Origin of the sequence: Pseudomonas sp. ABFPK (assembly GCF_001586765.1) — a bacterium.
Classification (GTDB): Bacteria; Pseudomonadota; Gammaproteobacteria; order Pseudomonadales; family Pseudomonadaceae; genus Aquipseudomonas; species Aquipseudomonas asiatica.
This window is the reverse complement of the sequence record NZ_LQXW01000036.1, coordinates 17,628-31,425: the sequence shown is the minus strand read 5'-3', so window position 1 is coordinate 31,425 and position 13,798 is coordinate 17,628. Positions and strand designations below refer to the sequence as shown.

15 protein-coding genes and 1 pseudogene are annotated in these 13,798 nt (G+C 57.3%); 10 read left to right on the top strand and 6 right to left on the bottom strand.

All coding sequences use genetic code 11. The features are described from left to right. Positions 1–284 (bottom strand): FAD-dependent oxidoreductase (locus WM94_RS29455; protein ID WP_256207034.1); only part of this gene is annotated, 284 nt, incomplete at its 3' end. A gap of 44 nt (positions 285–328) precedes the next feature. Continuing rightward, a complete protein-coding gene (locus WM94_RS21070) occupies positions 329–667 on the bottom strand; it encodes a helix-turn-helix transcriptional regulator (protein WP_004575541.1) in 339 nt (112 codons plus the stop codon). A gap of 127 nt (positions 668–794) precedes the next feature. Here WM94_RS21070 and WM94_RS21065 point away from each other — a divergent pair, with 127 nt between their 5' ends. Genes WM94_RS21065 through arsJ form a run of 7 tightly spaced genes read left to right on the top strand, consistent with a single transcriptional unit; the run spans position 795 to position 6,237 of the window. After that, positions 795–1,151 (top strand): metalloregulator ArsR/SmtB family transcription factor, encoded by a 357-nt coding sequence (locus tag WM94_RS21065; RefSeq protein WP_004575542.1) that lies wholly within the window; start codon positions 795–797, stop codon positions 1,149–1,151. 19 nt (positions 1,152–1,170) lie between these two features. Beyond that, positions 1,171–1,641: an arsenate reductase ArsC gene (locus WM94_RS21060; protein ID WP_004575543.1), complete on the top strand. Its 471-nt coding sequence runs from the start codon at positions 1,171–1,173 to the stop codon at positions 1,639–1,641. An 18-nt stretch (positions 1,642–1,659) separates the two neighbouring features. Then, positions 1,660–2,721, top strand: coding sequence for an ACR3 family arsenite efflux transporter (gene arsB, locus WM94_RS21055; RefSeq protein ID WP_004575544.1), 1,062 nt, complete (start codon positions 1,660–1,662; stop codon positions 2,719–2,721). Positions 2,722–2,725: 4 nt separating this feature from the next. Continuing rightward, positions 2,726–3,442 (top strand): arsenical resistance protein ArsH, encoded by a 717-nt coding sequence (gene arsH / locus WM94_RS21050; RefSeq protein WP_004575545.1) that lies wholly within the window; start codon positions 2,726–2,728, stop codon positions 3,440–3,442. Positions 3,443–3,454: 12 nt separating this feature from the next. After that, the gene (locus tag WM94_RS21045; protein ID WP_004575546.1) at positions 3,455–3,958 is read left to right on the top strand and encodes a cyclin-dependent kinase inhibitor 3 family protein; all 504 of its coding nucleotides are present in this window, start codon (positions 3,455–3,457) and stop codon (positions 3,956–3,958) included. Positions 3,959–3,990: 32 nt separating this feature from the next. After that, positions 3,991–4,995: an ArsJ-associated glyceraldehyde-3-phosphate dehydrogenase gene (locus tag WM94_RS21040; protein WP_004575547.1), complete on the top strand. Its 1,005-nt coding sequence runs from the start codon at positions 3,991–3,993 to the stop codon at positions 4,993–4,995. 9 nt (positions 4,996–5,004) lie between these two features. Then, entirely contained in the window at positions 5,005–6,237 is a 1,233-nt protein-coding gene (arsJ, locus tag WM94_RS21035; protein WP_004575548.1) for an organoarsenical effux MFS transporter ArsJ, read from the top strand. 23 nt (positions 6,238–6,260) lie between these two features. Here arsJ and WM94_RS21030 read toward each other — a convergent pair. After that, positions 6,261–7,049, bottom strand: a pseudogene (locus tag WM94_RS21030) (NAD(P)-binding domain-containing protein); the annotation flags it as partial. Between WM94_RS21030 and WM94_RS29450 the strand changes: the two are divergent. Both WM94_RS29450 and WM94_RS21025 read left to right on the top strand, forming a co-directional pair. Then, complete coding sequence (locus WM94_RS29450) at positions 7,021–8,313, top strand: hypothetical protein (RefSeq protein WP_256207033.1); 1,293 nt, start codon at positions 7,021–7,023, stop codon at positions 8,311–8,313. The pseudogene WM94_RS21030 and the gene WM94_RS29450 sit on opposite strands and share 29 nt — an antisense overlap. A gap of 189 nt (positions 8,314–8,502) precedes the next feature. Continuing rightward, positions 8,503–9,030: a hypothetical protein gene (locus WM94_RS21025; protein WP_004577223.1), complete on the top strand. Its 528-nt coding sequence runs from the start codon at positions 8,503–8,505 to the stop codon at positions 9,028–9,030. A gap of 101 nt (positions 9,031–9,131) precedes the next feature. Here WM94_RS21025 and WM94_RS29445 read toward each other — a convergent pair whose 3' ends face one another. From WM94_RS29445 to WM94_RS21015, 3 genes are all read right to left on the bottom strand, one after another. After that, positions 9,132–9,455: a hypothetical protein gene (locus WM94_RS29445; RefSeq protein WP_080574869.1), complete on the bottom strand. Its 324-nt coding sequence runs from the start codon at positions 9,453–9,455 to the stop codon at positions 9,132–9,134. Positions 9,456–9,572: 117 nt separating this feature from the next. Continuing rightward, positions 9,573–10,247: a heavy metal response regulator transcription factor gene (locus WM94_RS21020; protein ID WP_003253420.1), complete on the bottom strand. Its 675-nt coding sequence runs from the start codon at positions 10,245–10,247 to the stop codon at positions 9,573–9,575. Between the two features lie 489 nt (positions 10,248–10,736). After that, the gene (locus WM94_RS21015; RefSeq protein ID WP_004576051.1) at positions 10,737–12,080 is read right to left on the bottom strand and encodes an OprD family porin; all 1,344 of its coding nucleotides are present in this window, start codon (positions 12,078–12,080) and stop codon (positions 10,737–10,739) included. A gap of 404 nt (positions 12,081–12,484) precedes the next feature. Between WM94_RS21015 and WM94_RS21010 the strand changes: the two genes are divergently transcribed. Next, positions 12,485–13,756: a TolC family protein gene (locus WM94_RS21010; protein WP_016487022.1), complete on the top strand. Its 1,272-nt coding sequence runs from the start codon at positions 12,485–12,487 to the stop codon at positions 13,754–13,756. Positions 13,757–13,798 lie beyond the last annotated feature (42 nt).

Below are 13,798 nucleotides of genomic sequence, written 5' to 3'. Positions count from 1 at the left end.
AATGCCCCCCCTGCGTCGCTGCGCTCCGACTGCCCGGCCGGATGGCCGTGGAACAGGTGGCCAGATGGCCGTGGAATGCCTGGCCAGATGAGAGCGGACTGGGTGGCCGGATGGCGTGGAATCCGCAGGCTGTCGTAGTAGTTCCGCCAGTTCCCACCAGGGTGTGTTTGCTCATCCAGGATCAGAAAGTCCAAGCCGTGTTGCTGCAAATGCCAGCCAACCGCCAAGCCCGCTTGCCCACCACCGATGACGATCACATCCAACGCGCGAGTCGATTTATTCATGTATGCGCACTCATGCATATATCAGGACAAAAAATGGGCACGAGCTACGGGCAGCACAGCGAAACCAGACCCTTGGTTCGCTGGAGCAGGCCCTCAAGGCGCTCGACGATCGCCCCACCATTCACTTCGTAGAACACCTGCCGACCCACCTTGGTGGCCTTCACGATCTGGGCATCGTGCAGCACCTGCAGGTGCCTGGAGATCACCGATCGCTCCTGCGGTAGCTCTTTGGCGATTTCGCCGACATCCGCCCGTCCCAGTAGAAGCACGCGCTTGAACACCGCGACCCTGGAGGGCTCGCAGAGCGCTTTGAAGAAGACTTCGTCCAGCGACTCGATGGCAGCGTCGATGGCTTGGGTGCGGAGGTTCAGGTTAATCGTCATGTCGCCAATATATGTGCACGAATATGCACATGTAAAGTCATAGATCACAGCGGGGTTGCGATACATTCGAAAAAGCGTATATTCGAAAAACCATATGCGTGCAGTAATCCGCACATCGAGAGCCGATATGACTGACTCACTGACCCCTACCAAGGTTTTCAAATGCCTCGCCGACGAGAACCGCATTCGGATGATGCTGCTGATCGCCCGCGAGGAAGAGCTCTGCGTCTGTGAGCTGACCTGTGCGCTGGAAGAAAGCCAGCCCAAGGTTTCCCGCCACCTGGCGCAGCTGCGCACGTGTGACCTGCTGGCAGACCGCCGCCAGGGCCAATGGGTTTACTACCGGCTGCATCCAGAGCTGCCCGCCTGGGTACGCGAGATCCTGCAAACCACGCTGGAGGCCAATAGCGAGTGGCTGAACAGCAGCTCCACTCGATTGGACGCAATGGGTGACCGCCCACAGCGCGTCGCCACCTGCTGCTGATCATTGCCGAGCAAAACCGATGAAAGTTCTGTTCCTCTGCACCGCCAATAGCTGCCGCAGCATCCTGTCAGAAGCCGTGTTTAACCACCTGGCCCCGGCCGGTATGAAGGCCTACAGCGCCGGCAGCCAGCCCAAAGGCGAGGTACATCCGCTGTCCATCTCCGCGCTGCAGCGCGCCGGTATTTCCACCGATGGCCTGAGCAGCAAATCCAGCGATGCACACGCCGAGCTGGCACCGGACTTCGTCATCACCGTCTGCGACAAGGCCGCCGGCGAAGCCTGCCCTGTGTTCTTCGGGCCGGCAGTAAAAGCCCATTGGGGGCTTTCCGATCCTTCGTACCTGCAGGGTAGCGCCGCCGAATTGGATGCGGCTTTCGACATCACGCTTGAGCAGATCAAGCGACGCCTCAAGGCATTCCTCGCACTGCCTTTTGAACAACTGGATGCCGCGCAGCTCAAGGTCGAGCTGGCCCGCATCGGAACGCTCTGACGTTTAGGGAGATCCACCATGAGCAAAAGCCGACTTTCCTTCCTCGACCGTTACTTGACGGTCTGGATCTTTCTGGCCATGGGCCTGGGTATCGCCCTGGGCAGTTTGTTCCAAGGATTGCCCGCGTGGCTGAACAGCCTGTCGGTAGGCTCGACAAACATCCCCATCGCGATTGGCCTCATCGTCATGATGTACCCGCCGCTGGCGAAGGTGAAATACGAGGAACTGCCTCAGGTTTTCAAGGACAAGCGCATCCTCGTGCTGTCGCTGGTTCAGAACTGGGTAATCGGCCCGGTGCTGATGTTCGGGCTGGCAGTAGTGTTCCTTTCCGACAAGCCTGAGTACATGACTGGCCTGATCCTCATCGGCTTGGCGCGCTGCATCGCCATGGTGCTGGTGTGGAACCAGATCGCCGGTGGCAACAACCAGTACGTGGCGGGCCTGGTCGCCTTCAACAGCATTTTCCAGATCCTGTTCTTCAGCGTGTACGCCTGGATCTTCCTGGGCCTGCTGCCGCCGCTGTTTGGTCTTGAGGGTAGCGTCATCGAGACCAGCTTCTTCGACATCGCTCAGTCGGTGCTGATCTACCTGGGCATCCCGTTCTTGGCCGGCTTCCTGACCCGCAAGATCTTGATCAGCAGCAAGGGCGAGACTTGGTACCAGGAACGCTTCATTCCGAAGATCAGTCCGCTGACGCTCGTGGCGTTGCTGCTGACCATCGTGGCCATGTTCAGCCTGAAGGGCGACATGGTGCTGCAACTGCCGCTGGATGTGCTGCGCATCGCCATCCCGCTGACCATCTACTTCGTGGTGATGTTTTTCATCAGCTTCTGGATGGGCAAGCTGCTGGAGGCCGACTACCCACGCACCACCGCGCTGGCGTTCACCGCAGCGAGCAACAACTTCGAACTGGCCATTGCCGTGGCCATCGCCACCTTCGGCCTCGCATCGCCGGTTGCCTTTGCCACTGTCATCGGCCCCTTGGTGGAAGTGCCGGTGCTGATTTCGCTGGTAGGCGTGGCCTTGTGGCTCAAGCGCCGCTGGTTTGACCAGCCCTCAGGTGCCTTGTCTCAGGAGTAAAATCATGACCGAACATCACATCCCCAATATCGACAACGAACTGGTCGACCTGCCATCCGCCGATAAGCTAGCGATCGAGCAGCAGTCCACCCATAAACCGCGCATCCTGCTGCTGTACGGGTCGACCCGCGAACGCTCCTTCAGCCGTCTGCTGACAGAAGAAGCGGCACGCCTGCTGGAGCACTTCGGTGCGGAGACGCGGATCTTCAATCCCACTGGCCTGCCACTGGCGGATGATGTGCCCGATGACCACCCCATGGTCAAGGAACTACGTGACCTGGTGCTGTGGTCGGAAGGCATGGTCTGGTGCTCGCCTGAGCGCCACGGCGCGATGACCGGCGTGTTCAAGTCGCAGATCGACTGGATTCCACTGAGCATGGGCGCCGTGCGCCCGACGCAAGGCAAGACCCTCGCGGTGATGCAGGTCTGCGGTGGCTCGCAGTCGTTCAACGTGGTCAACCAGCTGCGCGTCCTCGGTCGCTGGATGCGCATGTTCACCATCCCCAACCAGTCGTCCGTACCCAAAGCCTACCTGGAGTTCGACGAGGCCGGCCGCATGAAGCCCTCAGCGTACTACGACCGTGTCGTCGATGTGATGGAGGAGCTGGTGAAGTTCACCCTGCTGCTTCGTGATCGCTCCGACTACCTGGTCGATCGCTATTCCGAGCGCAAGGAGTCGGCTGAAGAACTTTCCAAACGCGTTAATCAACGATCCATCTGAGGCTTTCTGACCATGCAACTGCACCCGTATTCCGTGCTGGCGACTCCCGAGCTGATCGGCCAGCTGATCTTCACCCCGTGTCCTGGTACCAAGGACACCTCGGTATCCCAAGCGCTGGCAACACTGCGCGAAGCCGGTGCGAGTGCACTGGTTACCCTGATGCCGAGTGAAGAGCTGCTGCAGAACGAGATCGACCTACTGCCCGAGGAGTGCCAACTGCTGGGCCTCGAATGGTTCCACCTGCCGGTGGAAGACGACCAGGCGCCCGGCGAGCCCTTTGCTGCCGCCTGGGAGATCCATCGGGAACGCTTGAAAGCGTTGGTGATGACTGGCAAGACGATCGCCATTCACTGCAAAGGCGGCTCCGGCCGCACCGGCCTGTTTGCGGCCCGCCTGATGATCGAGTGCGGTATTCCCGTGCAGGAAGCTGTTGCTCAGGTCCAGGCCCTGCGCCCACGTGCCATTCAGAACCCTGCGCACGTCGGCTACATCAACCAGTTCAGCGACACCCTCTGACCTTTCGCTAATCGTGATCCGAGAACAAGAACATGGCTATCAAAGTAGGTATCAATGGGTTTGGCCGTATTGGTCGATTGGCGCTGCGCGCGTCTTGGAACTGGCCAGAGTTCGAGTTTGTGCAGATCAATGACCCGGCCGGCGACGCCGAGACCCATGCCCACCTGATCAACTTCGACTCGGTCCACGGCCGCTGGCACCGTGAAGCCCGTGCTGAGGGCAGTATGGTGGTGATCGACGGCAAGCGCATTCAGGTCACCGCGAACAAGACCATCGCCGACACCGACTGGTCGGGCTGCGACCTGGTGATCGAGGCCAGCGGCAAGATGAAGTCGGTAGCCGTGCTCCAGGCCTACCTGGATCAGGGCGTAAAACGTGTAGTGGTCTGCGCTCCAGTGAAGGAGAAAGGCGCCCTGAACGTGGTGATGGGCGTCAACCAGCACCTGTTCGACCCGGCGCAGCATCGCATCGTTACCGCCGCCTCCTGCACTACCAACTGCCTAGCCCCGGTGGTCAAGGTGATTCACGAGAACCTGGGCATCCGCCACGGATCGATCACCACCATCCACGACCTCACCAACACCCAGAGCATCCTCGATACGCCGCACAAGGACCTGCGCCGCGCCCGTGCCTCGGGCATGAGCCTGATCCCGACCACCACGGGCTCGGCTACTGCGATCGCCGAGATCTTCCCCGAGCTGCGCGGCAAGTTGAATGGTCACGCCGTGCGTGTACCGCTGGCCAACGCCTCGCTGACCGACTGCGTATTCGAAGTGGAACGCGAGACCACGGCTGAAGAGGTCAACACGCTGCTGAAGGCGGCGGCCGAAGGCCCGTTGAAAGACATCCTGGGCTACGAAGAGCGCCCACTGGTATCCATCGACTACCGCACCGATCCGCGCTCCTCGATCATCGACGCGCTGTCGACCTTGGTGGTCAATGGCACCCAGGTGAAGCTCTACGCCTGGTATGACAACGAATGGGGCTACGCCAACCGTGCAGCGGAACTGGCCCGCCTGGTCGGCGCAGCGGAGTAAACAGCGATCATGAAGGCGTTGTCAGCCCTGTCTGCGGAAGTGCGTCAGTACCTGCTGGTTACCGGCAACTACTGGGCCTTCACCCTCACCGACGGCGCATTGCGCATGTTGGTGGTACTGCACTTCCATTCGTTGGGCTACACGCCGCTGCAGATCGCGGCGCTGTTCCTGTTCTACGAAGTGTTCGGCGTGATCACCAACCTGGTGGGCGGTTACCTCGGCGCCCGCCTGGGACTCAACCGCACCATGAACATCGGCCTGGGCATGCAGGTCGTGGCCTTGCTGATGCTCACGGTGCCGGCAACCTGGCTGACAGTGCCATGGGTGATGGCCGCCCAGGCACTGTCCGGCATCGCCAAGGACCTGAACAAGATGAGCGCCAAGAGCTCCATCAAGCTTCTGGTGCCGGACAGCCAACAGGGCACGCTCTACAAATGGGTGGCCATCCTGACGGGCTCGAAGAACGCGCTCAAAGGTGTGGGCTTTTTCCTCGGCGGAGCACTGCTCGCGTTGCTCGGCTTCACCCTGGCGGTGCTGGCCATGGCGGCAGTACTGGCCATGATCTGGATCGGCAGTCTGGTGCTGCTGAAAAAGGACTTGGGCAAAGCCAAGGCCAAACCCAAGTTCCGCGACATGCTGTCCAAGAGCCGGGCGATCAACATCCTCTCAGCCGCACGGCTGTTTCTCTTCGGTGCCCGAGACGTCTGGTTCGTCGTGGCGCTGCCGGTGTACCTGAGCACCGCGTTTGGCTGGGAATTCTGGCTGGTCGGCGGCTTCCTCGCCGTGTGGATCATTGGCTACGGCATCGTCCAGTCGTTTGCTCCTCACATCACCGGCAAGAAGCGTGGTCATGTGCCCGACGGCCGAGCGGCCTTCATTTGGGCTCTCGCCCTGGCCGGACTGCCTGCGCTTATTGCCGTGGGCCTATCAGCAGGCTGGTCGGCGCAGGTGGTGCTGCTCGGTGGGCTGATGCTGTTCGGCGTGCTGTTCGCGGTGAACTCCTCGTTGCACAGCTACCTGATCGTCAGCTATGCCAAGGAAGATGGGGTCTCGCTGGACGTAGGCTTCTACTACATGTCCAACGCCTTGGGGCGGCTGGTCGGTACACTGCTGTCAGGCTGGGTGTTCCAAGCCTATGGCCTGGAGGCCTGCCTGTGGGTTTCCAGCCTTTTCGTACTGGCTGCCGCGCTCATCTCGATCGGGTTGCCCAGACACAGCGAAATGGCGCAGAAGACCCACTGAGCACAGGGGAAGAGCGGAGGCACTCAAGCCTCCGCTTTCACCAGAAACTGCTCGATCTCAGCGACAGTGCTGCGGGCTGTGCGCGTCACCCCGATCAAGGTCGCGGATGCAGAGCCTGTCCACTCGCCATAACCCACGAGCCAAAGGCCAGGCTCATTCACTGCCCGTGTACCTGAAACTTCGACGCGACCGTCACCAGTGACTACCCCGAGCTCGCCAAGTGCCCCAGCGCCGGCTTGAATCCGGTGCACCAGATCACCGCATCGACTGCGGTCTCCGAGCCGTCTGCCCAGACCACTCCGTCGGGGGTGAAACGAACGAAAGGCCTCACTGCATGAAGAACGTCTCGCTCACGCGCCTCGACCACAGGCGTGACCATCACGATATCGCCCAGCCCACCGACTGGCTGGTCAATCACACGGCCCTCCATCTGCGCTTTCCAGCGCTCTGTCGCCCGTTCGAACAGCACTCGACCATCTACATCATCAGGCAGGAAGAGTGGCTCGGTGGGCGTATCCCAGTTCATCCGCTACTTGGGAAACCTCTGCGAGAATCTGTGCCCCGGAGTTGCCGCCGCCGACGACCAGGACCCGCTTGCCCGAGAACGCCTGCGGCTCAACATAGTGAGCTGAATGCAGCTGCTGGCCACAGAACAGCTTGGCACCGGGATAAGCAGGGATATTGGGGTTGCTCCAGGTGCCGGTGGCACTGACCACTGCTTTGGCATCCCAGTACCCGCGCTGGGAATGGACACGCAACGCACCGCCGAGGCGCTCGACGGAGGTGACCCGTACTGGCCGCTCAATAGGGAATATCCATTCCGGCAGCTTCGGAACTGTCACCTTGCGGCGTCGTGTCGATAGCGTGTGGGTGCTCCTCAGCCATAGTGAGTGCACCACTGGCGAGTCCGAAGCCCGCGCCTCAATCAGCCATTTTCTCAATACCCCAACCCATCTGCTTCCACTCCCTTCAGGTGAACGACGACGTGCTCCTCTAAGCAGAATGGGTAAGCGCACACCAAGCGTGGTGTTCAAATCACTATTTGATCCAAGCCGCCGTATTGGGGCGTGGGCGCTGAATCAACTGTATCTCGCACTGCCATCCCCAGACAGAAATTGGGTTCCCGATTGCCAGACTGAGAATTTTCACACCCGCCTTTGGGAGGCCCACCTGTTAGCGATATTTCGCGAACAGGGACTCTTGGTCACCCAGCCTAAAGAATCACCCGATTTTCACATCGAGAATAGGCTGGGAGATGAGGCCTGGGTTGAAGCAGTGACAGCCAACCCGGAAGAGCGGTATGAGCATTTTGGCGCCTCGCCGGTCCCCCCACCCGCTGACCGACATGAGCGCTTCTTAGGAGCGGCTGCAGAAAGGTTTGCGAGGACCATCCAAAACAAATTGGACAAGCGCTACGAATCCCTACCGCACGTGGAGGGTAAGCCGCTCATTCTGGCCTTAGCCGATTTCCATGCGCCCAGTTCAATGCTGTGGAGCAGGGAGTCGCTCATCAGCTATCTCTATGGCTTTGCAGTTCACTCATCTGCGCATCGTGGTACGCACCTGATAACTGTGGAGGAAGAGACATCTCTGCTATCAGGGCGCCCCAACGGCCTATTTACGCTAAGGGAAAATGCCCATCTTTCAGCGGTCATTTTCACCAATGCCTGCACAGTGCCAAAGCTCAGCCGAGTGCCGATCTCAGGTGGAGCTCATCTAGACGGGTACCGATACTTGCGGTTTGGTGAGTTTTTCGACCGTTCTCCAGGAGCATCACGAGGTATCCCATTTCTGTTGGATGTAGCGTCCAGCGACTACGGTCAGCTCTGGCCGCAATATGGCTACGAGCCGTGGTCTGCTGAAGTGGAGGTCTTCCATAACCCTATGGCACTACACCCGGTGCCTAATGAGTTGATACCAGAAGTCACCCACTGGAGAGAAGTAAACGGAAGAGTCGAGTCCGAATCTTTCTTTGATGTATCCATACTCCGATCCAGGACACTCGTCCTCAGTGCAAACGCTAAGGTTCCGTCACTCGATGAGTTGCTGACAGCAACCAGTCCTCCAGAGCTCTGACGGCGGCGGGGTGGCCGCATCTTTGCCACGCAGGTAGATGAGAATTTCTCAGCAAGCTACCCAGCCAGGGGAAGGACATGAGATCCCCTGCGCATTCAGGGCCGTTGAAGCGTCACCTCTCTTCGGGTAAAAGCATGACCGTTATACAACGCTACAACAGCGTCATACCCGAGAGCATAGGAAGAAAAAATGTCGATTCAAGGACTAAAACGATACTTTGGAAACAAGATTCACGCAGTGATAATGATGGCCCCGCTTAAGCGGGAAATGATACGCCTCGGTATATGCACCCTTATGGCGATTATTCTGAATATCATCTTGTATACCGGCGTTGAAGTAGACGGCACCATCAAGCCGTGGGCAGAAACCCCGATAAAACTATTTGCATCGTCGATGTTATTCGCCTTCATGATCAAGGCTTTTCTGCCAATTCTCGGCTGGACGATTCTGAAAGCAATGCTGTTGAGTGCGAACAATGCCTTCAGCGGCATCCTGAGTTTTTTGGGCAATCAGTTCACAGGCGTCATGTACTGTACCGGAATCATTATGGGTTCTATCACGATTAAATTGTATATGGTTTCCGGGGTTTTAGACTCTGAGTTTGCTTATCTGTCCGCAATCGTATTTACTTCCGGGATTTTATATTTCTATGTGCTGCAATGCGCCATTCAAAAAACAATGAGTCCAGCTCTGCGTACACCAGCAGTACCGCGTTAAGCCACTAGGCTGTGACTATTCATCTCTGGTGCTCAGTAGGCGCTCGCTCTGCTGAACCCTCACCCATACACAACCATTAATGGCCAGGCCCGCCTTCGACTTTATGAAGAAGGCGAGCGAGCACGTGACTGATTGCGCATGTATTCCGAGATGAGACTTCCGAAATTGATGTCCGCCTCTTCAACGAGAATATTGACGTGACAGTACAGCTCTTCAGGACCTCTGAGATAATTGAAAATCCTTGATCTAACGATGCCGCAAACCCCTTCTTTGACCGCCGTAGAGGGGAGGTTGATAACATCGCCAACGCACGGAATAAGAGCTAGGCCATGGTCGCTGTTGAAGACAATGTCAGCTGGACAGGCATTAATGCTGGCATCAGATTGCCCTTGCGAAACCTGCTGATAATCAATGCTATACCTCATGTACAGCCTACCTCATTTTTTGAGTGAGGAATCAGCGCCGCGGATCGTAAACAGAAACCTCAAGCTCGCAAGCGACGGGAGTATGTAGCGGATTTTCGGTACTAGAGAGCTTGGCAACTATCGTTTTTCAAGCACATACCCTACGCCCCGAAGCGTATGTATCAGTTTGGTCTCGAAAGGGTCATCTATCTTGGCTCTGAGTCTTCGAATCGACACCTCTACAACGTTTGTGTCGCAGTCAAAATTCATATCCCAAACCTGCGAAATAATTTGGGTGCGGCTCAGCACCACACCGGTATTACGCATCAGGTAATGCAGTAACGCGAATTCTTTCGTGGTCAGGTCAATGCGCTGACCGTCCCTGAATGCCCTGTGCCGGCTCTGATCAAGCTCCAGGTCAGCGACGCGAATGACCTCTACGGATGCAGGGTGATCTGACCTGCGCATCAAGGCGCGAACCCGGGCCAGTAGCTCAGGAAACTCAAATGGCTTGATTAGGTAGTCATCTGCGCCGTTCTCCAGCCCCCGGACCTTATCCGCCAGCCGGCTTCTCGCCGTCAGCATCATGATGCGGGAAGGGCAATTTTTACGGCGCAACAACTCAAGGACCTGCCAACCATCCATCTCTGGAAGGTTTATATCGAGAATAATCAGCTCGTATTCGTGCTGTTTGGCCAAGAACAATCCATCAGAGCCGGTGTGAACGCAATCAACGACATAGCCACATTCCGTCAGACCTTGACGCACATACTCCGCAGTTTTTACTTCATCCTCAATTACCAGAATTCGCATGGGATTTTGTCTCGATATCACTGAGCAATTAACCGCGCACGCGCGCCGGCATTATTGAAAGGGATGGTAAATCAAAATGAGCGTGCCGGGGCTCAAATGACGGATTTGTAATTTCTAGGTAATACAGTTGATAGTCTGGCGGTATATCTTGTCGCGGTTTGGGTTTGACAGTTGCGGGCCCGCTCTCCAGCAGGTGATTTGACCTTATGAAGTATTGGGTTATTTTCTTCTTCGTGCTGGCTTCGTTCCGCTCAGATGACGGCGAGGTTGCTCACATTGAGGAAACTGGTCATTGGTGTAGCCATGAACTTCACCGGCATGCGATGCGTGCAATCGAACGCCTACTTGAATTCTAGGCAAAAAAAAGGCGCCCAATGGGCGCCAAATATCCACCTTTTACCAAAGGAGCACTTAAGCCACTCAAGGTGAATTCGTAATGCTCGTTTTACTAATAGGACCAGCTAAGGAATAACTGGTCCAGTTAGCGAATTACAGAATCGAAAGCGGGTACTCGATGATTACACGAGTTTCATCCAGATCCGATTCGAATGCAGTAGCACGCGTGGTTGCCTGGCGCAACCGGAAGGACAAGTCTTTTGCCGGACCGGTTTGGACAACGTATTTGACTTCGACGTCACGCTCCCAACGCTTCTGATTGTCGAGCGGGTTGCCGTTGTCGTCGGTGCGCATGTAGAACTGGTTAGCGTTCGAGTAATCCGCGCCCGAGCCTCTGGCGTAGCGGGTCATGAACGTCAGGCCTGGAATGCCGTAGCTGGTGAAGTTCAGGTCATAGCGCAGCATCCAGGAACGCTCTTTCGGCGAGTTGAAGTCGCTGTACTGGATGGAGTTGTCGACGAAAATCGAGTCCGACTGACGCAGATAGTCGAAATCGTCGTCGCCGTTGTTGCGCTGGTGCGACAGGGCCAGGGTGTGAGCACCGTAACGCACGCCGACCTTGGCACTCCAGATGTTGTTGTCGAATTCACCCAGGCGCTTCTTACCTTCATCTACGGCTTTGTAGTAGTTGAAGCCACCGATCAGAGCCAGATCGTCGCTCAGCGGGTAAACAACGCTGGTACCGGCGTAGTACTGATTCCAGACGTCTTTCAGCTGGCTGGCGTAGACGCTCACAGTCCAGTTGTCGTTGATCGAGTAGTCACCACCACCGTAACCGATCCATGGCGAGTTGACCGGGCCGCCGTAGAAGGTCACGAAGTTGTCGTTCAGGTCACTGGAGAGTGGCTGGCTCATGGCGTGCAGTCGACCACCCTGAAGGGTGAGGCCTTGGATGCTGGTGTTCTCAACGGTCACGCCGCGGAAGCTTTCTGGCAGCAGGCGAGAGTCACCGGATGCAACGACCGGAGTCGATGGGAAAACATCACCCACTTTCACGATGGTATCGAACAAGCGGACTTTGGCTGCGCCGCCGACCTTGGTGTATTCGTCGCGAGCTTCGCCCTTGTTATCAACGGGTAGCACATCGAAGGAGCTACGGCCGCCGTTGCGGCCATCACCGGTGTCGAGCTTGAGGCCGATCATGGCGAAGGCATCAACGCCAAAGCCAACAGTACCCTGGGTAAACCCAGAGTTGAATTTGCTGATGATCGCGTGCGCCCAGGCTTCGGAGTAGCCGTTGGTATTGCCCTTGCCACTGTTGTAAGTGGGGGCCGAGCTGTCGCGATTATCACGGTTGAAGTAGAAGTTACGGTTCAGCACTGTAAGGCTGCTGCCTTCAATGAAGCCTTCTGGCTTGTCTTCAGCCTGTGCCGAAACAGCATAGCTTCCAGACAGCGCAGAAACTGCCGCCAAATACAGTGGTACTTTGATTTTCATCCGATGCTCCTTTGATTCACGGCAGTTTTTATTATGTTTACCTGCGCGGGTGTCGTTAATTGTTCTGACCCGGCGGCGCGCCTAGCGTAGCGCGAGCTCATATTTGCAGGCCGAAGATAACGGGAGGGTGATAGAACAATTACAATTTCGTCATCTGTCCGTTATTTGGCACCTTCGCGCCGCGTGTTTGCCATCTCCGTTGCTTGTAACGAAATCCTAGTACCGGGTTAGATTTCCCAGTATTTACGGGCATTACAGCGCTTTCTTACGAAATTGTAATTTTCTAGCCACCCCTCTGATAGCTACCGCTCTTTAGAGTGCCATCACCTAATCAAGTGGGGCTTGGCAGCTGTTTCGGCGTTCTCGCCAAGCTTTATCGAAGTTTGTGCACGAGGACCATCAAAGTGCCCCGGTATAACCGCAATGTCTTATCCAAGACCTCTGTCTCGCCCTGGAAGATCGCTGCACTCTGTGCAGTCATTTCTGGACTGATGGCACCTGCAGCTCTTGCCCAAAGCATCAGCTTGCCCCAGGCGCTTTCGACGGCCATGGATGCCAACCCTGACCTGGCCGCGGCCCGGCAAGAGATTGGGATCGCTGATGGTGCTCGCAAGCAGGCCGGGCTTATCCCCAACCCCACTATTTCGTACGACGTAGAAGACACCCGTCGTAACACCAGCACGACGACCGTGTCGCTTAGCCAGACCCTGGAACTGGGTGGCAAGCGGGGAGCTCGTGTTGACGTCGCCACTTACGGGCAGACCGCCGCACAGCTGGAGTTGGACCGTCGCGTGAACGGTCTGCGTGCAGACGTCGTGCAGGCCTTTTACGCCGCATTGCGGGCCCAGACAGGCCTTGACCTGGCCAAGCAATCTCTCGAACTGACTGAGCGCGGTCTCCGCATCGTCGATGGCCGTGTTCGCGCAGGTAAATCGTCTCCGGTAGAAGCCACCCGTGCCCAGGTGCAACTGGCCGAGGCCAAGCTGCAAGTTCGACGCGCCGAAACAGAGAAAGCAACCGCTTACCAACAGCTCGCTCAAATTACGGGCAGCTCAGTCACCGTGTTTGATCGACTCGAATCGCCAACCCTATCTCCGGGCTTGCCGCCTCGTACTGAAGATCTACTGGCAAAGCTCGACCAGACCGCAGAAATGCGCCAGGCCGTGGTACAGATCGACAAGAGCGATGCCTCGCTCGGCTCAGAGAAAGCTCAGCGTATCCCGAACCTTACTGTCAGCGTAGGTAGCCAGTACGACCGCTCTGTACGAGAGCGAGTCAACACTGTTGGCCTGTCTATGCCTTTGCCGCTGTTTGATCGCAACCAGGGCAACATCCTTTCCGCTTCTCGACGTGCAGATCAGGCCCGAGACCAGCGCAATGCCGTGGAGCTGCGCCTGCGCACCGAAACCCAAACCGCGTTGAACCAGTGGTCCACCGCCATGCAGGAGGTCGAGTCCTACGACAAGACCATTCTGCCGTCAGCCCAACAAGCCGTAGAGACAGCAACCCGCGGCTTCGAGATGGGCAAATTCGGCTTCATCGAAGTGCTGGATGCCCAGCGCACCTTGATCGTCGCTCGTGGCCAATACCTCGAATCGTTGGCAGCGGCGACCAATGCGCGTGCGCAGGTGGAAAGGGTTTATGGCGAAGTCGGCTCAACTGCCGGCGCTCGCTGAACGGGCCAAACATTTTCTTCGGCACACAGCCTTGAACAAGCC

What these genes read in the sequence shown, in the direction of transcription:
- WM94_RS21070 (WP_004575541.1), bottom strand. Translation starts at nt 667, where the DNA reads ATGACGATTAACCTGAACCTCCGCACCCAAGCCATCGACGCTGCCATC.
- WM94_RS21065 (WP_004575542.1), top strand. Translation starts at nt 795, where the DNA reads ATGACTGACTCACTGACCCCTACCAAGGTTTTCAAATGCCTCGCCGAC.
- WM94_RS21060 (WP_004575543.1), top strand. Translation starts at nt 1,171, where the DNA reads ATGAAAGTTCTGTTCCTCTGCACCGCCAATAGCTGCCGCAGCATCCTG.
- arsB (WP_004575544.1), top strand. Translation starts at nt 1,660, where the DNA reads ATGAGCAAAAGCCGACTTTCCTTCCTCGACCGTTACTTGACGGTCTGG.
- arsH (WP_004575545.1), top strand. Translation starts at nt 2,726, where the DNA reads ATGACCGAACATCACATCCCCAATATCGACAACGAACTGGTCGACCTG.
- WM94_RS21045 (WP_004575546.1), top strand. Translation starts at nt 3,455, where the DNA reads ATGCAACTGCACCCGTATTCCGTGCTGGCGACTCCCGAGCTGATCGGC.
- WM94_RS21040 (WP_004575547.1), top strand. Translation starts at nt 3,991, where the DNA reads ATGGCTATCAAAGTAGGTATCAATGGGTTTGGCCGTATTGGTCGATTG.
- arsJ (WP_004575548.1), top strand. Translation starts at nt 5,005, where the DNA reads ATGAAGGCGTTGTCAGCCCTGTCTGCGGAAGTGCGTCAGTACCTGCTG.
- WM94_RS21025 (WP_004577223.1), top strand. Translation starts at nt 8,503, where the DNA reads ATGTCGATTCAAGGACTAAAACGATACTTTGGAAACAAGATTCACGCA.
- WM94_RS29445 (WP_080574869.1), bottom strand. Translation starts at nt 9,455, where the DNA reads ATGAGGTATAGCATTGATTATCAGCAGGTTTCGCAAGGGCAATCTGAT.
- WM94_RS21020 (WP_003253420.1), bottom strand. Translation starts at nt 10,247, where the DNA reads ATGCGAATTCTGGTAATTGAGGATGAAGTAAAAACTGCGGAGTATGTG.
- WM94_RS21015 (WP_004576051.1), bottom strand. Translation starts at nt 12,080, where the DNA reads ATGAAAATCAAAGTACCACTGTATTTGGCGGCAGTTTCTGCGCTGTCT.